Genomic DNA, 18,863 nt, shown 5'->3' with positions numbered 1-18,863 from the left:
CCGACAACCACCTGATGCTGATCAGCCTGGTGCGCCAGGGCCTGACCGGCAAGGAAGCCGACGCCGCCCTCGGCCGGGTCGGCATCACGGTGAACAAGAACGCCGTGCCGAACGATCCGCAGAGCCCGTTCGTCACCTCCGGCATCCGCATCGGCACCCCGGCCATCACCACCCGCGGGCTGCAGGAAGCGCAGAGCCGCGAACTGGCTGGCTGGATCTGCGACATCCTCGACCACCTCGGCGATGCCGACGTGGAGGCCAAGGTCGCCACCCAGGTCGCCGGTCTCTGCGCGGACTTCCCGGTCTATCGCTGAGCCCCCCGAAGACGGTCGGGGAGCCCGACGCGCCCCGGCCCAACCCTCTCCGCGGGAGAGGGAGCAACAGTTCAGGAGCATCCACATGCAACGCTACTCCGGCTTCGGCCTGTTAAAGCATTCACTGAGCCATCACGAGAACTGGCAACGCATGTGGCGCACGCCCACGCCGAAGCCGGTCTACGACGTGGTCATCGTCGGCGGCGGCGGGCACGGCCTGGCCACCGCCTACTACCTGGCCAAGGAACACGGCATCAGCAACGTGGCGGTAGTCGAGAAAGGTTGGCTGGGCGGCGGCAACACCGCGCGCAACACCACCATCGTGCGCTCCAACTACCTGTGGGACGAGTCCGCGCTGCTCTACGAACACGCGATGAAGCTGTGGGAGGGCCTGTCCCAGGACCTCAACTACAACGTGATGTTCTCCCAGCGCGGGGTCTACAACCTCTGCCACACCCTCCAGGACATGCGCGACGGCGAGCGCCGGGTCAGCGCCAACCGCCTCAACGGCGTCGACGGCGAATTGTTGAACGCGCAGCAGGTGGCGGAGGAGATTCCCTACCTGGACTGCAGCAAGAACACCCGCTACCCGATCATGGGCGCGACCATCCAGCGTCGCGGCGGCGTCGCCCGCCATGACGCGGTGGCCTGGGGCTTCGCCCGCGCCGCCGATGCCCTCGGCGTGGACCTGATCCAGCAGACCGAAGTCACCGGCTTCCGCAAGCAGGACGGCGCGGTGATCGGCGTCGAGACCAACCGCGGCTTCATCGGCGCGCGCCGTGTCGGAGTGGTCACCGCCGGCAACTCCGGGCACATGGCCAGGCTCGCCGGCTTCCGCCTGCCGCTGGAGTCGCACCCGTTGCAGGCGCTGGTCTCCGAGCCACTGAAGCCGATCATCGACAGCGTGATCATGTCCAACGCCGTGCATGGCTACATCAGCCAGTCGGACAAGGGCGACCTGGTCATCGGCGCCGGCATCGACGGCTACAACGGCTACGGCCAGCGCGGCTCTTACCCGGTGATCGAGCACACCCTGCAAGCCATCGTCGAGATGTTCCCGGTGCTCTCGCGGGTACGCATGAACCGCCAGTGGGGCGGCATCGTCGACACCACCCCGGACGCCTGCCCGATCATCGGCAAGACTCCGGTGCAGAACCTGTTCTTCAACTGCGGCTGGGGCACCGGCGGCTTCAAGGCCACTCCCGGCTCCGGAAACGTCTTCGCCGCCACCCTGGCCAAGGGCGAACCGCATCCGCTGGCCGCGCCCTTCTCCATCGAACGCTTCCACAGCGGTGCGCTGATCGACGAGCACGGCGCGGCGGCAGTGGCGCACTGACAAAAGCCGCCCGAAGGGCGAAATCCGCTGCCCCTCGCCCTTCAGGGAGAGGGTGCCGGTCAACCGGCAAGAACAGTTTCCGGAGGCTACAAAATGCTGAATATCTTCTGCCCCCACTGCGGCGAACTGCGTTCCGAAGAGGAATTCCACGCCAAGGGTCAGGCCCACATCCCGCGCCCGCTCGACCCGAACGCCTGCAGCGACGAGGAATGGGGCGACTACATGTTCTTCCGCGACAACCCGCGCGGCCTCCATCACGAGCTGTGGGTGCACGCCGCCGGCTGCCGCAAGTACTTCAACGTCACCCGCCATACGGTGACCTACGAGATCCTCGAGACCTACCTGATCGGCGAGCAGCCCAGCGTCGTCGCCGACGGTGAGAAGAAACCCGCCGTACAAGGGGAACCGGCATGAGCCAGATCAATCGCCTGTCCAGCGGCGGCCGCATCGACCGCAACCGCCCGCTGACCTTCAGCTTCAACGGCCAGCACTACCAGGGCTATGCCGGCGACACCCTGGCCGCCGCGCTGCTGGCCAACGGCGTCGACATCGTCGGCCGCAGCTTCAAGTACTCGCGGGCGCGCGGCATCGTCGCCGCCGGCGCCGAGGAGCCCAACGCGATCCTGCAGATCGGCTCCCGCGAAGCCACCCAGATCCCCAACGTACGCGCCACCCAGCAGGCCCTCTACGGCGGCCTGGTGGCCACCAGTACCAACGGCTGGCCGAACGTGCAGAACGACCTGATGGGAATCTTCGGCAAGGTCGGCGGCAAGCTGATGCCGCCTGGTTTCTACTACAAGACCTTCATGTACCCGCAGTCGATGTGGATGACCTACGAGAAGTACATCCGCAAGGCCGCCGGCCTGGGCCGCGCGCCGACCGAGGTCGATCCGGACAGCTACGACTGGATGAACCACCACTGCGACGTGCTGGTGGTCGGCGGCGGCCCGGCCGGCCTGGCCGCCGCCCTCGCCGCCGCCCGCAGCGGCGCGCGGGTGATCCTCGCCGACGAGCAGGAAGAGTTCGGCGGCAGCCTGCTGGACACCCGCGAGACCCTCGACGGCAAGCCCGCCGCCGAGTGGGTCGCGGACGCCGTGGCCGAGCTGCAAGGCCTGCCGGAAGTCATCCTGCTACCGCGCTCCACGGTCAACGGCTACCACGACCACAACTTCCTCACCATCCACGAGCGGCGCACCGACCACCTCGGCGAGGTCGCCCCGCTCGGCCAGGTCCGCCAGCGTGTGCACCGCGTGCGCGCCAAGCGCGTGGTACTGGCCGCCGGCGCCCATGAGCGGCCGCTGGTCTACGGCAACAACGACCTGCCCGGCAACATGCTCGCCGGCGCGGTTTCCACCTATGTACGGCGCTACGGCGTGGCACCGGGCAAGAAACTGGTGCTGGCCACCAACAACGACTACGCCTACCGCGTCGCCCTCGACTGGCAGGAAGCCGGCCTGCAAGTGGTGGCCATCGCCGACGCCCGGGCCAATCCGCGCGGCGAGTGGGTCGAGGAAGCACGCCAACGCGGTATGCGGGTGATCACCGGCAGTTCGGTGATCGAGGCTCGCGGCGGCAAGCGGGTCAGCGGCGCCAAGGTCGCCCGGATCGACCTGCAGGCCATGCGCGCCAGCGGCGGCGAATGGCTGGACTGCGACCTGATCGCCAGCTCCGGCGGCTACAGCCCGGTCGTGCACCTGGCCTCGCACCTGGGCGGCAAGCCGGAATGGCGCGAGGAAATCCTCGCCTTCGTCCCCGGCGAAGGCCTGCAGAAGCGCATCTGCGCCGGCGCCGTGAACGGCGTGTTCGGGCTCGCCGAGGTGCTCGCCGACGGCTACCAGGCCGGGAGTCGCGCCGCCCTCGACGCCGGCTACAAGACCGCCGCCGGCAGCCTGCCGAAGGTCCAGCCGCGCCGCGAGGAAGCGTCCGTCGCGCTGTTCCAGGTGCCCCACGAGAAGCCCACGGCACGCGCACCGAAGCAGTTCGTCGATCCGCAGAACGACGTCACCGCCGCCGCCATCGAACTGGCCTGCCGCGAGGGCTTCGAGTCCATCGAGCACGTCAAGCGCTACACCGCGCTGGGCTTCGGCACCGACCAGGGCAAGCTGGGCAACATCAACGGCCTGGCGATCGCCGCGCGGGCCCAGGGCAAGAGCATCGCCGACACCGGCACCACCATGTTCCGTCCGAACTACACCCCGGTGACCTTCGGCGCCGTCGCCGGCCGCCACTGCGGGCACCTGTTCGAACCGGTGCGCTTCACCGCCCTGCACGCCTGGCACGTGAAGAACGGCGCCGAGTTCGAAGACGTCGGCCAGTGGAAGCGGCCGTGGTACTTCCCGCGCCGCGGCGAGGACATGCACGCCGCCGTGGCCCGCGAATGCCGCGCGGTGCGCGAGGCGGTCGGCCTGCTCGACGCCTCGACCCTGGGCAAGATCGACATCCAGGGCCCGGACGCGCGGGAGTTCCTCAACCGGGTCTACACCAACGCCTGGACCAAGCTCGACGTCGGCAAGGCGCGCTACGGCCTGATGTGCAAGGAAGACGGGATGGTCTTCGACGACGGCGTGACCGCCTGCCTGGCCGACAACCACTTCGTCATGACCACCACCACCGGCGGCGCCGCCCGCGTACTGGAGTGGCTGGAGCTGTACCACCAGACCGAATGGCCGGAGCTGAAGGTGTACTTCACCTCGGTCACCGACCACTACGCGACCCTCACCCTGTCCGGCCCGAACAGCCGCAAGCTGCTCGCCGAAGTCACCGACATCGATCTGGACAAGGATGCCTTCCCCTTCATGACCTGGAAGGAAGGCAAGGTCGCCGGGGTGCCGGCGCGGGTGTTCCGCATCTCCTTCACCGGCGAGCTGAGCTACGAGGTGAACGTCCAGGCCGACTACGCCATGGGCGTGCTCGAAGCGCTCGCCGAGCACGGCGCGAAGTACGGCCTGACGCCCTACGGCACCGAGACCATGCACGTCCTGCGCGCCGAGAAGGGCTTCATCATCGTCGGCCAGGACACCGATGCCTCGGTCACCCCGGACGATCTCAACATGGGCTGGGCGGTGGGCCGCAGCAAGCCGTTCTCCTGGATCGGCTGGCGCGGCATGAACCGCGCCGACTGCCTGCGCGAGGATCGCAAGCAACTGGTCGGACTCAGGCCGAGCAACCCGCAGGAGGTACTGCCCGAAGGCGCGCAACTGGTGTTCGACACCCAGCAGGCGATCCCGATGAAGATGGTCGGCCACGTCACCTCCAGCTACATGAGCGCCAGCCTCGGCCACGGCTTCGCCCTGGCGGTGGTGAAAGGCGGCCTCAAGCGCATGGGCCAGAAGGTCTACGCGCCGCTGGCGGACGGCCGCTTCATCGAGGCGGAGATCTGCTCCTCGGTGTTCTACGACCCCAAAGGGGAGCGGCAGAACGTGGATTGACCGGAGAGGGATGCGCTCCTCTCCCCGGCCCTCTTCCCGAAGGGAGAAGGCAGACAGGCTACCAGGGCGCGCGGCGCCCCAAGGTGAAAACGAATGAGCAAGGCAAACGTCTACCAGCAACGCCCCGAACCCGGCGTCCACGCCGAATCGCCGCTGCACCATGCCGAGCTGCACAAGCTCGCCGGCAAGACCGCCGCGAAGGCCGGTATCGTCCTGCGCGAGAAGAAGCTGCTCGGCCACCTGGTGCTGCGCGGCGATGCCGCCGACCCGACCTTCGCCGCCGCCGTGCACCAGGCCCTCGGCCTGGAACTGCCGGTGGCCCTGACCCTGGTCGCCAGCGGCGAGACCTCGCTGCAATGGCTGGCCCCGGACGAATGGTTGCTGATCGTCCCCGGCGGCGAGGAATACGCCGTCGAACAGCGCCTGCGCCAGGCCCTGGGCGAGGAGCTGCACTACGCGGTGGTCAACGTCAGCGGCGGGCAGACGCTGCTCGAACTGAGCGGAGCGAACGTCCGCGAACTGCTGATGAAATCCACCAGCTACGACGTGCATCCGAGCAACTTCCCGGTGGGCAAGGCGGTCGGCAGCATCTTCGCCAAGTCGCAATGCGTGATCCGCCATACCGGCGAGGACACCTGGGAGCTGGTCGTGCGCCGCAGCTTCGCCGACTACTTCTGGCTCTGGTTGCAGGACGCCAGCGCCGAATACGGCCTGCAGGTAGCGGCATGAGCAGCCTTCCCCTCTCCCCGAGAGGGGATACCGGACCCGGAGCCTCGCGATGAGCCGTACCCCCGACACCTGGATCCTCACCGCCGACAGTCCCAGCCTGCTGGGCACCGTCGACGTGGTGACGCGCTACCTCTTCGAGCAGCGCTGCTACGTCACCGAGCACCACTCGTTCGACGACCGCCTGGCGCAACGCTTCTTCATCCGCGTGGAGTTCCGCGCCGGCGACGGCTTCGACGAAGCCTCCTTCCGCGCCGGACTGGCCGAACGGGTGGCACCGTTCGGCATGCGTACCGAGCTGACCGCGCCGGGCTACCGCAGCCAGGTGGCGATCATGGTTTCCAAGGCCGACCACTGCCTGAACGACCTGCTCTACCGCCAGCGCATCGGCCAGTTGCCGATGGACGTGGTGGCGGTGATTTCCAATCACCCGGACCTGGAGCCGCTGGCGCGCTGGCACGGCATTCCCTACCACCACTTCCCGCTCGACCCGAACGACAAGCCGGCCCAGGAAGCCAGGGTCTGGCAGGTGCTCGAAGAGAGCGGCGCCGAGCTGGTGATCCTCGCTCGCTACATGCAGGTGCTGTCGCCGGAACTGTGCCGGCGCCTGGACGGCTGGGCGATCAACATCCATCACTCCCTGCTGCCCGGCTTCAAGGGCGCCAAGCCGTACCACCAGGCCTACCAGAAGGGCGTGAAGCTGGTCGGCGCCACCGCCCACTACATCAACAACGACCTCGACGAAGGGCCGATCATCGCCCAGGGCGTCGAGACGGTCGACCACGCCCACTACCCCGAGGACCTGATCGCCAAGGGCCGCGACATCGAGTGCCTGACCCTGGCGCGGGCGGTGGGCTACCACATCGAGCGGAGGGTATTCCTCAACGCCAATCGGACCGTGGTGCTGTAAGCGCGCCCTCTCTTCCCAACCCTCGCTGAAGGAAGAGGGCCAGGGAGAGGGGCGCTTCCCACGGCCTCGCGACCCGAGCAACACCGACAGCCCGCCGGCTGCCAGCAGTCTCCGGCCCTGTCGCGCAACAGACGACTTTCCAGTGCAAAGCCGCGCGGCCGTGGACGCCGCGCATTTGTACCCACAACGACAAAGAGGAAACGCGTATGTCTGGCAATCGTGGTGTGGTCTATCTCGGCCCGGGCAAGGTCGAGGTGCAGAACATTCCCTATCCGAAGATGCAGGACCCGCAGGGCCGGCAGATCGACCACGGGGTGATCCTGCGGGTGGTCTCCACCAACATCTGCGGCTCCGACCAGCACATGGTGCGCGGCCGCACCACCGCGCCGGAAGGCCTGGTGCTTGGCCACGAGATCACCGGCGAGGTGGTGGAGATCGGGCGTGGCGTGGAAACCATGAAGATCGGCGACCTGGTCTCGGTACCGTTCAACGTCGCCTGCGGCCACTGCCGTACCTGCAAGGAACAGCACACCGGCGTCTGCCTGACGGTCAATCCGGCGCGTGCCGGCGGCGCCTACGGCTACGTCGACATGGGTGGCTGGGTCGGCGGCCAGGCCGAATACGTGCTGGTGCCCTACGCCGACTTCAACCTGCTGAAACTGCCCAACCGCGAAGCGGCGATGGAGAAGATCCGCGACCTGACCTGCCTTTCGGACATCCTCCCCACCGGCTACCACGGCGCGGTCACCGCCGGCGTCGGCCCGGGCAGCACGGTCTACATCGCCGGCGCCGGTCCGGTCGGCCTGGCCGCGGCGGCCTCGGCACGCCTGCTCGGCGCGGCGGTGGTGATCGTCGGCGACGTCAACCCGACCCGCCTGGCCCACGCCAAGAAACAGGGCTTCGAGATCGCCGACCTGTCCAAGGACACCCCGCTGCACGAACAGATCGCCGCTCTGCTGGGCGAGCCGGAGGTCGACTGCGCGGTCGATGCGGTCGGTTTCGAGGCGCGCGGCCACGGCCATTCGGGCTCGCAGCAGGAAGCCCCGGCCACCGTGCTCAACTCGCTGATGGGCATCACCCGGGTCGCCGGCAAGATCGGCATTCCCGGCCTGTACGTCACCGAAGACCCGGGCGCGGTGGACGCGGCCGCCAAGCACGGCGCCCTGAGCATCCGCTTCGGCCTGGGCTGGGCCAAGTCGCACAGCTTCCATACCGGCCAGACCCCGGTGATGAAGTACAACCGCCAGCTGATGCAGGCGATCATGTGGGACCGGATCAAGATCGCCGACATCGTCGGGGTGGAAGTCATCACCCTCGACGATGCGCCGAAAGGCTATGGCGAGTTCGACGCCGGGGTGCCGAAGAAATTCGTCATCGACCCACACAACCTGTTCCGCGCGGCCTGAACCTCCGGCAACAACCGACGCGGCCCACGGGCCGCGTCGTCGTTGGCGCTATCCGGGGGAACTGCCGGCGATAAAATGGATCGGTGATACTGCTGCCATCCATTCGCCTCCCGGAGACCGCCATGAACACCGATAGCCCGATCAACCGCGTCGAACAGGTACAGGTCGACGACCTGGCCTGCTGGCGCATCCACACCGCCCATGGCGAGGCGCTGATCGCCCAGCAGGGCGCGCAACTGCTCAGCTACCAGCCCCACGAACAGCCGCCGCTGGTCTGGCTCAGCGACGAGGCCGGCTACCGGCGCGGGCAGTCGGTACGCGGCGGGGTGCCGGTGTGCTGGCCGTGGTTCGGTCCGCTGGAGCGCAACCCGCAGGAAGTCCGCGGCCAGGTGGAAGATGGCCTGAAGGCGCCCGCCCACGGGCTGGTCCGGGCAGTCGACTGGGAAATCGACGACATCGCCGAGGAGGACGGCGACCTCTGCGTCAGCTTCCGCCTCGACGCCCCCGATGGCCTCCCCGGCTGGCCGCACCCGGCGGCGCTGCGCATGCTGTTCCGCTTCGGCGAGCGCCTGACCCTGCGACTCACCAGCGAGAACCTCGGCAGCAAGCCGCTGGTGCTCAGCCAGGCACTGCACACCTACTTCGCGGTCAGCGACAGCCGCGAGATCGCCATCGAGGGCCTGGAAGGCGCGCGCTACATCGAGACCCTGGAGAACTGGGAAGAACGCACTCAGCACGGCGCGGTACGGGTCAAGGGCGAACTGGATCGCATCTACCTCGGTCTCGAACGCGACCTGCTGATCAAGGACCCGCGCTGGGAACGCAGCATCCACCTGCACGCCCTCGACTCGCGCTCGGCGGTGGTCTGGAACCCCTGGGTGGACAAGTCCCGGCGTCTCTCACAGTTCGCCGACGACGCCTGGCAGCAGATGCTCTGCATCGAGACCGGGCGGGTCTGGGACGACCTCATGGTGGTCGCCCCCGGGCGCAGCGAAAGCTTTGGCGTGCAGATCTGGAGCGAGCCGCTGAAACGACCCTGAGCGGGTCGGCGAGCGGACGGCGCGGCTCGCATCGTCCGCCATGGACCGTTGCGCAGGTGCCGGCCCTACAGGTCCGCTTCCTCCACCACCTTCACCCGCGCCTTGTCGATGGCGTAGGCGGCATCGGCCAGGTCATTGCTCACCTGCTCGATCTTCAGCGTGCCGCTGACCCACAGCGGGGTGTAGATATCGGTCAGCTTCAGCCCCTGTGGATAACGCACCAGGACGATCTGGTTCGGCGGCGGCGGCGGCACGTGGATGCAGGCGCCCGGATAGGGCACCAGGAAGAATTCGGTGACGCGGCCCTTGGCGTCGTTCTCCAGCGGCACCGGGTAGCCGCCGAGGCGGATCGCCTTGCCATCCAGGCTGGCGACGGTCTTGGCCGAATACATCACCGCCGGCATCTTCCGGTCCGACTGCTTCAGGCCCCCCTTGCTGGTGAAGGTGCCGGCGGCCTCCGGGGTGTCGTGAACGATGTCGGGCATTTCTTCCAGCGCCTTGCGGTCGGCCGGCGGCATCAGTTCCAGCCAGTCGGTCTCGGGCAGTTCGGCGTGGGCCAGGGGTGAGGACAACAGGGCGAGCAGCAACAGGCGGGCGAACGGGAAGCGGCGCATGATGGCGGGAATACCGGCGAAGTGAGGAAACGCCGGCCCCCGCGGGGGCCGGCCAGAGCCATCAATTCTTCTTGATCAGGCCGTAAATGACCAGCAGTACGACGGCGCCGACCACCGCGCCGATGAAACCGGCCGCCTGGCCAGCCTGGTAGAAGCCGATCGCCTGGCCGCCGTAGGTGGCCAGCAGCGAACCGCCGATGCCGAGCAGGATGGTCATGATCCAGCCCATGCTGTCGTCACCTGGCTTCAGAAAGCGTGCAACGAGACCAACGATCAGTCCGACGATGATGGTTCCGATTAATCCCATGACAGTCCCTCCTTACGGGTGTATGCGCATGTATTGCGCCTGCCATGGGACAGTGTAGAAAAGCCTTGGGTTCAGTGCCGCCCGCCAACCCAAGGATGGGCGGGCGGCAATCGCTCACGCCTCGATCAGCGCCTCGACCTCGGCGATGCGCGCCTGCAGCGTCGCCCGGTCGACACAACGCAGGGTGGCGTGGCCGACCTTGCGGCCGTTCTTGAAGGCCTTGCCGTAGTGATGCAGGTGGCAGTCGGCGACGGCGACCACCTGAGCCACCGGGGGGACCGCGCCGATGAAATTGAGCATCGCGCTCTCGCCGACCTTGGCGGTCGAGCCCAGCGGCAGGCCGGCGACGGCGCGCAAGTGGTTCTCGAACTGGCTGCACTCGGCGCCTTCGATGGTCCAGTGCCCGGAGTTGTGCACGCGCGGGGCGATCTCGTTGGCCTTCAGGCCGCCGTCCACCTCGAAGAACTCGAAGGCCAGCACGCCGACGTAGTCGAGCCGTGCCAGCACGCGGCCGACGTAGTCCTCGGCCAGCGCCTGCAACGGATGCGCGCTGCTGGCCACGGAGAGCTTGAGGATGCCGCTGTCGTGGGTGTTGTGCACCAGCGGGTAGAAACGCGTCTCCCCATCGCGAGCGCGCACCGCCACCAGCGAGACTTCCCCGGTGAACGGCACGAAGCCCTCGAGGATGCACGGCACGCTGCCCAGTTCGGCGAACGCGCCCTGCACGTCGGCCGGCTGGCGCAGGACCTTCTGGCCCTTGCCGTCGTAGCCCAGGGTGCGGGTCTTGAGCACCGCCGGCAGGCCGATGGCGGCTGCGGCGGCATCGAGGTCGGCCTGGGACTGGACGTCGGCGAAGTCCGGAGTGGGAATGCCGAGGTCCTTGAACATCGACTTCTCGAACCAGCGGTCGCGGGCGATGCGCAGCGACTCGGCGTTCGGGTAGACCGGCACGAACTGGGAGAGGAAGGCCACGGTTTCCGCCGGCACGCTCTCGAACTCGAAGGTCACCAGGTCGACCTCGTCGGCCAGTTGCCGCAGGTGCTCCTGGTCGCCGTAGTCGGCGCGGATGTGCTCGCCCAGGGAGGCCGCGCAGGCGTCCGGCGCCGGGTCGAGGAAAGCGAAGTTCATGCCCAGCGGGGTTCCCGCCAGGGCCAGCATGCGGCCCAGCTGGCCGCCACCGATGACACCGATTTTCATGGTTCGAGCCTTACCTTCTCAGAGCCTGTCTCACGCATCGCGCGGGTCGGGATTGTCCAGCACGGTTTCGGTCTGGTTGGCGCGGAACTGCTTCAGCGCCTCGTGGTACTGCGGGTGCTTGGCGCCGAGGATGCTCGCCGAGAGCAGCGCCGCGTTGACCGCGCCGGCCTTGCCGATGGCCAGGGTGGCGACCGGTACGCCGGCGGGCATCTGCACGATGGAGAGCAGCGAGTCGACACCCGACAGCATCGACGACTGTACCGGCACGCCGAGTACCGGCAGGTGGGTCTTGGCCGCGCACATGCCCGGCAGGTGGGCGGCGCCGCCAGCGCCGGCGATGATCACTTCGAGGCCGCGGCCTTCGGCTTCCTCGGCGTACTGGAAGAGCAGGTCCGGGGTGCGGTGGGCGGAAACCACCTTCACTTCGTAGGGGATGCCCAGCTTGTCCAGCATGTCCGCGGTGTGACTGAGGGTGCTCCAGTCCGATTTGGAACCCATGATCACGCCAACCAGTGCGCTCATCGTCGTGCCTCTCTCAAATGCGCCGTCCGGCGCGTCAGAAACCAACAAGCCACGCTTCGTCGAGGGGCGTGGCTTGTACTGGGCCGAGCCGGCGGGCAGTGCCGGTTCGAAGGCGGCGCAGTATACCGCAAAGGCAGGCCGGGCGCGCGCCGGGGGCTACCGTCCGTCCCGTTTTTTCGCGCCATGGCGGGAAACTTGCCGCAACTCAATGCGCGCCTGCCACGAGCGGCCAGACTGGTTGTCGCGGCGCGCTCCGAGGGAGCGGCGGCCGCGCCGGTTCCGCAGCCTGTCGCGGTGCCCGTCAAAGGCACCGCGACAGGCGCTCAGCCCCGTCCAAGGAGATGACCATGACCCTGCCACAGACCATGAAAGCCGCGGTCGTGCACGCCTACGGCGCGCCGCTGCGGATCGAGGAAGTCAAGGTTCCGCTGCCCGGCCCCGGGCAGGTACTGGTGAAGATCGAAGCCTCCGGCGTCTGCCACACCGACCTGCACGCCGCCGAGGGCGACTGGCCGGTGAAGCCGCCGTTGCCGTTCATTCCCGGTCACGAAGGCGTCGGCTACGTCGCCGCGGTGGGCAGCGGAGTGACCCGGGTGAAGGAAGGCGACCGGGTCGGCATCCCCTGGCTGTACACCGCCTGCGGCTGCTGCGAGCACTGCCTGACCGGCTGGGAGACCCTCTGCGAAAGCCAGCAGAACACCGGCTACTCGGTGAACGGCGGCTATGCCGAATACGTATTGGCCGACCCGAACTACGTCGGAATTCTGCCGAAAAACGTCGAATTCGCTGAAATCGCGCCGATCCTCTGCGCCGGCGTCACCGTCTACAAGGGGCTCAAGCAGACCAACGCGCGCCCCGGCCAGTGGGTGGCGATCTCCGGCATCGGCGGCCTCGGCCACGTCGCCGTGCAGTACGCCAGGGCCATGGGCCTGCACGTCGCCGCCATCGACATCGACGACGCCAAGCTGGAACTGGCGCGCAAGCTCGGTGCCAGCCTGACGGTCAACGCCCGGCAGGAAGACCCGGTGGAGGCGATCCAGCGCGACATCGGCGGCGCCCACGGGGTGCTGGTCACAGCGGTATCCAACAGCGCCTTCGGCCAGGCCATCGGCATGGCCCGCCGCGGCGGCACCATTGCCCTGGTCGGCCTGCCGCCGGGTGACTTCCCGACGCCGATCTTCGACGTGGTGCTCAAGGGCCTGCACATCGCCGGCTCCATCGTCGGCACCCGCGCGGACCTGCAGGAAGCCCTCGACTTTGCCGGCGAAGGCCTGGTCAAGGCGACCATCCATCCGGGCAAGCTGGACGACATCAACCAGATCCTCGACCAGATGCGCGCCGGGCAGATCGAGGGGCGCATCGTCCTCGAGATGTGACCTGCGGGGCGGCGTCCCGGCGCCGCCCTTGCCTGTCTACTCGACGCTGCCCAGCCCGCCTTCCAGCTTGCGCCAGAGCAGGCGGATCGCCGCCTTGCGCACCAGCGCGCAGCGGTACAGGCGGATTTCCTGCGGCACGAACCATTGCGGCCCGCCACAGATCGCCAGTTCGCCGCGCTCCAGTTCGTTGACCACGCTCAGCCGTGGCACCCAGGCCACGCCCATGCCTTGCAGCGCCATGCTCTTCAGGCTGTCGGCCATCGCCGTCTCGTAGACCGTGGTGTAGCGCAGGTTGCGCTGGCGCAGCAGCAGGTTGACCCCGCGACCGAGGAAGGCGCTGGCGCTGTAGGCGAGCAGCGGCACGCTCTGGCCGTTCTCCAGGTCGAACAGCGGCTGGCCCTCGGCGTTCACCGCGCAGACCGGCAGCATCTCGGTGCGCCCCAGGTGCAGCGAGGGGAAGATCTCCGGGTCCATCTGCAACGCGGCGTCAGGGTCGTAGAACGCCAGCATCAGGTCGCAGCTACCCTCGCGCAGGGAATGCACCGCCTCGCCGACGTTGGTGGCGATCAGCCGGCTGGCGATGTTCAGCCCCTCGTTGCGCAGCCGCGCGATCCACTGCGGGAAGAAGCCCAGCGCCAGCGAGTGGGCGGCGGCGAACTGCAGCACCTCGCCCTGCCCGCCTTCCAGGTGGTGCAGGTGGCGCACCACCTGGCCGAGCTGCTCGACCACGCTGCGCGCGGTGACCAGGAACAGCTGCCCGGCCTCGGTCAGTTCCACCGGCGTGCGCTGGCGATTCACCAGGGTCAGGCCGAGGGCGTCCTCCAGGCTGCGGATGCGCCGGCTGAAGGCCGGCTGGGTGACGAAGCGCTTCTCCGCCGCCTGGGAAAAGCTGCGGGTGCCGGCCAGGGCGATGAAATCCTCCAGCCACTTCAGTTCGAGGTTCACGACGGGAAAGGCTCCGGTAATGCGATGACACGTCCGCCATCATACCAGCGTCACATCCAACATTATGCCGTTTGTGCATGAGGCAGCGTTTAACAGCATTGGCCACGAAATCGTCACATCCTTAGTCTAGTGGGCATCGCGGCACTGGCCGTGTCCCTCTGAGACAAATCCCGTCATGTCCCCCGTTGCATCTTCCCGTATCGAGAAAGACCTGCTCGGCACCCTCGAAGTGCCCGCTGACGCCTACTACGGCATCCAGACCCTGCGCGCCGTGAACAACTTCCGCCTCTCCGGGGTGCCGCTGTCGCACTACCCGAAGCTGGTCGTTGCCCTGGCCATGGTCAAGCAGGCCGCCGCCGACGCCAACCGTCAGCTCGGCCATCTCCCGGAAGACAAGCACGCCGCCATCAGCGAGGCCTGCGCCCGCCTGATCCGCGGCGATTTCCACGAGCAGTTCGTGGTGGACATGATCCAGGGCGGCGCCGGCACCTCCACCAACATGAACGCGAACGAAGTGATCGCGAACATCGCGCTGGAAGCCATGGGCCACACCAAGGGTGAGTACAAGTACCTGCACCCGAACAACGATGTGAACATGGCGCAGTCGACCAACGACGCCTACCCGACCGCCATCCGCCTGGGCCTGCTGCTCGGCCACGACACCCTGCTGGCCAGCCTCGACAGCCTGATCCAGGCCTTCGCCGCCAAGGGCGTCGAATTCGCCGGCGTACTGAAGATGGGCCGCACCCAGTTGCAGGACGCCGTGCCGATGACCCTCGGCCAGGAATTCCACGCTTTCGCCACCACCCTCGGCGAAGACCTCGACCGCCTGCGTCGCCTGGCGCCGGAGCTGCTCACCGAAGTGAACCTCGGTGGCACCGCCATCGGCACCGGCATCAACGCCGACCCCGGCTACCAGAAGCTCGCCGTCGAGCGCCTGGCCGCCATCAGCGGGCAGCCGCTGAAGCCGGCCGCCGACCTGATCGAAGCCACCTCCGACATGGGCGCCTTCGTGCTGTTCTCCGGCATGCTCAAGCGCACCGCGGTCAAGCTGTCGAAGATCTGCAACGACCTGCGCCTGCTCTCCAGCGGCCCGCGCACCGGCATCAACGAGATCAACCTGCCGCCGCGCCAGCCGGGCAGTTCGATCATGCCGGGCAAGGTCAACCCGGTGATCCCGGAAGCGGTCAACCAGGTCGCCTTCGAAGTGATCGGCAACGACCTCGCCCTGACCCTGGCGGCCGAAGGCGGCCAGTTGCAACTGAACGTGATGGAGCCGCTGATCGCCTACAAGATCTTCGACTCGATCCGCCTGCTGCAACGCGCCATGGACATGCTCCGCGAGCACTGCATCACCGGCATCACCGCCAACGTCGAGCGCTGCCACGAACTGGTCGAGCACAGCATCGGCCTGGTCACCGCGCTGAACCCGTACATCGGCTACGAGAACTCCACGCGGATCGCCAAGACCGCCCTGGAGAGCGGCCGCGGCGTCCTGGAACTGGTACGCGAGGAAAAGCTGCTGGACGAAGCCACCCTGGCCGACATCCTGCTGCCGGAAAACATGATCGCGCCGCGCCTGATTCCACTGCGCGCCTGATCCGATACGAGATCGAGCGCGCCCAGGTCCGGCTATCGACGCAGCCGGGCCGCAGCGCAGCCGATCGAAGAAGGCTCACCGGTAGAGGGGGAGTACTACCCCCTCGACCTTTAGGGATGGATACCCTTCATCCCTTCTTTTATACCCGGCGCCCCGGCCCAGCCGCGGCGCCACGCTCACCGGTCGAGAGGGATACCAACTTTCCCTCTCTACACTCTGAGGGACACGGCGACCTGCGGTGTCCCTTCTTTTTTTCACCGCTCAAGACGGCCCGCAGATCTTCCCCGTTGCCGAGGTGTTGTGTGGCTGCGCTCACCTGTGGATAACGTCCGCGTCATACGTCCTACGAAGACATATCCCCTCTCAACACCCCGTCAACCCTTGCTCCCGCCGCTCCTCCGGGAAGAAATAGGGCCTCAATACCCGTGCCCCGACGCTGTTGCCGGCAAACGCCGCCACCAACCACAACCAGCCATGCAGGCTGCCGGACGCGATCCCGCTGAAATACGCGCCGATGTTGCAGCCATAGGCCAGGCGCGCGCCGTAGCCGAGCAGCAGCCCGCCGATCACCGCCGCCGCCAGCGAACGGCGCGGGATGTCCAGGTTCGGCGCGAAGCGTCCGGCCAGGCCGGCGGCGAGCAGCGCGCCGAGGACGATGCCGATGTCCATCACGCTGGTGATGTCTTCCCACAGCGGCGCGGCCAGCGCCTTGGCGTTCGCCGGCGTCTGCCAGAAGGCCCAGGCGCCGACGTCCAGGCCCACGCCCTGGGCGATCTTCGCGCCCCACAGGGCGAAGGCCGATGTGATGCCCCAGGGGCGTCCGGCGAGGTACAGGGTGAGGAAGTTGAGCAGCGCCAGCGCCAACGCGCCCCAGACCAGCGGCCAGGGGCCGCGGAGGAAGCGCCGCCAACCCCGCCATTCGGCGCTCGGCGGGGTTTCCAGGGTGCCGTGGCGGGCCTTCTCCATGCGTACCGTGACCCCGGCGATGCCGATGAACACCGCCAGGCTCAACACCAGCGCCGGTGCCAGGCCCAGTTCGGCGACCAGCGAGATCGGCGGCAGCGACGGCAGGGCGAACCACCAGCCGACATGCTGGGTGGCGATCAGCGAGCCGAGGATGAAGAACAGCAGGGTCACCAGCATCCGCGCGTTGCCGCCGCCGACGGTGAACAGGGTGCCGGAGGCGCAGCCGCCGCCCAGTTGCATGCCGATGCCGAAAATGAAGGCGCCGACGATCACCGAAGTGCCAACCGGCGAGACGAAACCGCTCACCGGCTGGCCGAACAGGCTGCCCGCCGCCAGCGCCGGGAAGAACAGCAGCACCGCCACGGCCAGCATCACCATCTGCGCGCGCAGCCCGGCGCCGCGCCGTTCGCGGATGAATACCCGCCAGGCGGAGGTGAAGCCGAAGGCGGCGTGGTAGAGGGTCAGGCCCAGGGCGCCGCCGACGATGAAGAGGATGGCCTGGCGCGCGCTGACCGCGTTGAACAGGAACAGCCCGCCGAGCACCAGCAGGGCGAAGGCGATCAGGGGGGCGGCGAGCTTGCGCTCGGGCGCGGCGGAAAGGGCGACACTCATGGCTACTCCTGGGCGCGAGGGTGATCCGGGGGCATTCTAGTCAGTCGCGACGACGGGTCCAACCAGGGCCTCCCGCCGCCAGGCCTTGCGCAACGCCCGCAGCGCCTCGTCGATACGCACCTCGGGTACTGCCGCGAAGCCCAGCACCAGGCCCGCGCGGTCGTCTGGCGCAACGCTGGAGTCGTCCATCCAGTAGTCGCTCAAGGCGCTGACTTCCACCCCGGCGGCTGCCGCCGCGGCGATCAGGGCCCGCTCCCGCGCCAGGCTGTCGACCCGCACGCACAGGTGCAGCCCCGCCTCCACCGCCGGCAACGGCTGGCAACCCGGCGCCTCTGGCCAGCCCCGCAGCAAGGCGTCGCGGCGGGCGCGGGCGGCGCGGCGCATGCGGCGGACGTGGCGCTGGAAATGCCCCTCGGCGATGAAGTCGGCCATGACCCGCTGGGTGCCCACCTCCGAATGGCGTACCTCGATGGCCCGCCGCTGGCGGAAGCGCTCGACCAGCGCCGGCGGGACCACCAGGTAGCCCAGGCGCAACGCCGGGAAGGCGATCTTGCAGAAGGTCCCGACGTAGAGCACCCGGCCCTGTCGGTCCAGCGCGGCCAGCGGCGCCAGCGGCGTACCGCTGTAGCGATACTCGCCGTCGTAGTCGTCCTCGACGATCCAACCGTCGGCGCGCTCGGCCCACTCCAGCAGCTCCAGGCGCCGCGCCAGCGACAGGGTGACGCCGGTGGGGTACTGGTGTGACGGCGTGACATAGGCCAGGCGGCAGCCGGCAATGCCCGCGAGCCGGTCGCTGCGCAGCCCCTCGGCGTCGAGGTCGATCCCGTGCGGTACCGCGCCGGTCGCGGCGAAGGCCAGGCGCGCCGCGCGGTAGCCAGGGTTTTCCACAGCCACCGGATCGCCGTTCTCGAGCAACACCTGGGCGCACAGGCGGATGGCCTGCTGCGCGCCATGGGTGACGATCACCTGTTCCGCCTCGCAGCGCAGGCCGCGCGCGCTGCGCAGGTAGGCGGCGATCAGCTCGCGCAGGCGCGCCTCGCCGGCCGGGTCGCCGTAGCCCAGGCAGTCCGCCGGTGGGTTGCGCCAGAAGCGCGCCTGTAGCCGCGCCCAGGTGTCGAAGGGGAACAGGTCGAAGGCCGGCACGCCGACGCGGAACGCTCGCGGCGCGCCTTCCGGTGGCGGCGCCAGGGCCGCCGGGCCGCGCGGCGCGGGAGCGCTCGGGGCGACGGCGGGGGCCCTGCCTGGGATTTCCTGCAACTCGGCAACGTAGGTGCCGTCGCCTGTGCGCCCGTCGATATAGCCCTCGGCGTGCAACTGTTCATAGGCCCGCACCACGGTGTTGCGCGAGACCTTCAGGGCCTGGGCCAGCTCGCGGCTGGCGGGCATCCGCGTGCGGCTGCCGAGGCGGCCGTCGAGGATCCGTTCGCGCAGCGCGGCGTAGAGCTGGCGGGCCAGGCCCTGGGCGGGGTCGAGGTGGATGCCGGCGGCGTCGAAGGGCAGTACGGTGGCCATGGCGGTCTCGGAGGGAAGAAAGCGCCAGTGTGGATTGGACCTGTGGAATTGA

16 protein-coding genes and 1 pseudogene are annotated in these 18,863 nt (G+C 68.4%); 10 read left to right on the top strand and 7 right to left on the bottom strand.

Annotated elements, in window-relative coordinates:
* From glyA to HMPREF3014_RS20070, 8 genes and pseudogenes are all read left to right on the top strand, one after another.
* Positions 1 to 314: pseudogene (gene glyA, locus HMPREF3014_RS20105) on the top strand (serine hydroxymethyltransferase); the annotation flags it as partial.
* Positions 315 to 399: 85 nt separating this feature from the next.
* Entirely contained in the window at positions 400 to 1,650 is a 1,251-nt protein-coding gene (locus HMPREF3014_RS20100) for a sarcosine oxidase subunit beta (RefSeq protein ID WP_003096779.1), read from the top strand.
* 93 nt (positions 1,651 to 1,743) lie between these two features.
* Complete coding sequence (locus HMPREF3014_RS20095) at positions 1,744 to 2,064, top strand: sarcosine oxidase subunit delta (RefSeq protein WP_003096781.1); 321 nt, start codon at positions 1,744 to 1,746, stop codon at positions 2,062 to 2,064.
* Entirely contained in the window at positions 2,061 to 5,078 is a 3,018-nt protein-coding gene (locus HMPREF3014_RS20090; RefSeq protein WP_003162069.1) for a sarcosine oxidase subunit alpha, read from the top strand. The genes HMPREF3014_RS20095 and HMPREF3014_RS20090 overlap by 4 nt, the downstream gene beginning before the upstream one ends.
* 93 nt (positions 5,079 to 5,171) lie before the next feature.
* The gene (locus HMPREF3014_RS20085) at positions 5,172 to 5,807 is read left to right on the top strand and encodes a sarcosine oxidase subunit gamma (RefSeq protein ID WP_012614698.1); all 636 of its coding nucleotides are present in this window, start codon (positions 5,172 to 5,174) and stop codon (positions 5,805 to 5,807) included.
* A 49-nt stretch (positions 5,808 to 5,856) separates the two neighbouring features.
* Complete coding sequence (locus HMPREF3014_RS20080) at positions 5,857 to 6,714, top strand: formyltetrahydrofolate deformylase (protein ID WP_003096786.1); 858 nt, start codon at positions 5,857 to 5,859, stop codon at positions 6,712 to 6,714.
* 206 nt (positions 6,715 to 6,920) lie between these two features.
* Complete coding sequence (gene fdhA, locus HMPREF3014_RS20075) at positions 6,921 to 8,120, top strand: formaldehyde dehydrogenase, glutathione-independent (RefSeq protein WP_003096788.1); 1,200 nt, start codon at positions 6,921 to 6,923, stop codon at positions 8,118 to 8,120.
* Between the two features lie 83 nt (positions 8,121 to 8,203).
* The gene (locus HMPREF3014_RS20070) at positions 8,204 to 9,160 is read left to right on the top strand and encodes a D-hexose-6-phosphate mutarotase (RefSeq protein ID WP_003122353.1); all 957 of its coding nucleotides are present in this window, start codon (positions 8,204 to 8,206) and stop codon (positions 9,158 to 9,160) included.
* Between the two features lie 65 nt (positions 9,161 to 9,225).
* Here HMPREF3014_RS20070 and HMPREF3014_RS20065 read toward each other — a convergent pair whose 3' ends face one another.
* The 4 genes from HMPREF3014_RS20065 to purE form a co-directional block, all read right to left on the bottom strand.
* A complete protein-coding gene (locus HMPREF3014_RS20065) occupies positions 9,226 to 9,774 on the bottom strand; it encodes a DUF3299 domain-containing protein (protein WP_003136384.1) in 549 nt (182 codons plus the stop codon).
* Positions 9,775 to 9,835: 61 nt separating this feature from the next.
* On the bottom strand, positions 9,836 to 10,081 hold the full coding sequence (locus tag HMPREF3014_RS20060; protein ID WP_003096795.1) for a GlsB/YeaQ/YmgE family stress response membrane protein: 246 nt from the start codon (positions 10,079 to 10,081) through the stop codon (positions 9,836 to 9,838).
* A 114-nt stretch (positions 10,082 to 10,195) separates the two neighbouring features.
* Positions 10,196 to 11,278, bottom strand: a complete 1,083-nt coding sequence (locus tag HMPREF3014_RS20055) for a 5-(carboxyamino)imidazole ribonucleotide synthase (RefSeq protein WP_023082146.1) — start codon at positions 11,276 to 11,278, stop codon at positions 10,196 to 10,198.
* A 30-nt stretch (positions 11,279 to 11,308) separates the two neighbouring features.
* Complete coding sequence (gene purE / locus HMPREF3014_RS20050) at positions 11,309 to 11,800, bottom strand: 5-(carboxyamino)imidazole ribonucleotide mutase (RefSeq protein ID WP_003106314.1); 492 nt, start codon at positions 11,798 to 11,800, stop codon at positions 11,309 to 11,311.
* 347 nt (positions 11,801 to 12,147) lie between these two features.
* On the opposite strand from purE, the gene adhP reads away from it, so the two are divergent.
* Positions 12,148 to 13,176, top strand: coding sequence for an alcohol dehydrogenase AdhP (adhP, locus tag HMPREF3014_RS20045; protein ID WP_003111449.1), 1,029 nt, complete (start codon positions 12,148 to 12,150; stop codon positions 13,174 to 13,176).
* A gap of 36 nt (positions 13,177 to 13,212) precedes the next feature.
* Here the strand turns inward: adhP and HMPREF3014_RS20040 are convergent, their stop codons facing one another.
* Positions 13,213 to 14,121, bottom strand: coding sequence for a LysR substrate-binding domain-containing protein (locus HMPREF3014_RS20040; protein ID WP_003096819.1), 909 nt, complete (start codon positions 14,119 to 14,121; stop codon positions 13,213 to 13,215).
* 175 nt (positions 14,122 to 14,296) lie between these two features.
* Between HMPREF3014_RS20040 and aspA the strand changes: the two genes are divergently transcribed.
* Complete coding sequence (gene aspA / locus HMPREF3014_RS20035) at positions 14,297 to 15,721, top strand: aspartate ammonia-lyase (protein WP_003096822.1); 1,425 nt, start codon at positions 14,297 to 14,299, stop codon at positions 15,719 to 15,721.
* A 363-nt stretch (positions 15,722 to 16,084) separates the two neighbouring features.
* Here the strand turns inward: aspA and HMPREF3014_RS20030 are convergent, their stop codons facing one another.
* Positions 16,085 to 17,299, bottom strand: a complete 1,215-nt coding sequence (locus HMPREF3014_RS20030) for a YeeE/YedE family protein (RefSeq protein ID WP_023087930.1) — start codon at positions 17,297 to 17,299, stop codon at positions 16,085 to 16,087.
* Between the two features lie 36 nt (positions 17,300 to 17,335).
* Positions 17,336 to 18,811, bottom strand: coding sequence for a MocR-like pyridoxine biosynthesis transcription factor PdxR (locus tag HMPREF3014_RS20025; protein ID WP_003121353.1), 1,476 nt, complete (start codon positions 18,809 to 18,811; stop codon positions 17,336 to 17,338).
* Positions 18,812 to 18,863 lie beyond the last annotated feature (52 nt).

The sequence above is a fragment of the Pseudomonas sp. HMSC065H01 genome (genome assembly GCF_001815235.1).
Classification (GTDB): Bacteria; Pseudomonadota; Gammaproteobacteria; order Pseudomonadales; family Pseudomonadaceae; genus Pseudomonas; species Pseudomonas aeruginosa.
The sequence above is the reverse complement of the archived record's forward strand: the minus strand, read 5'-3'. Positions and strand labels throughout refer to the sequence as shown.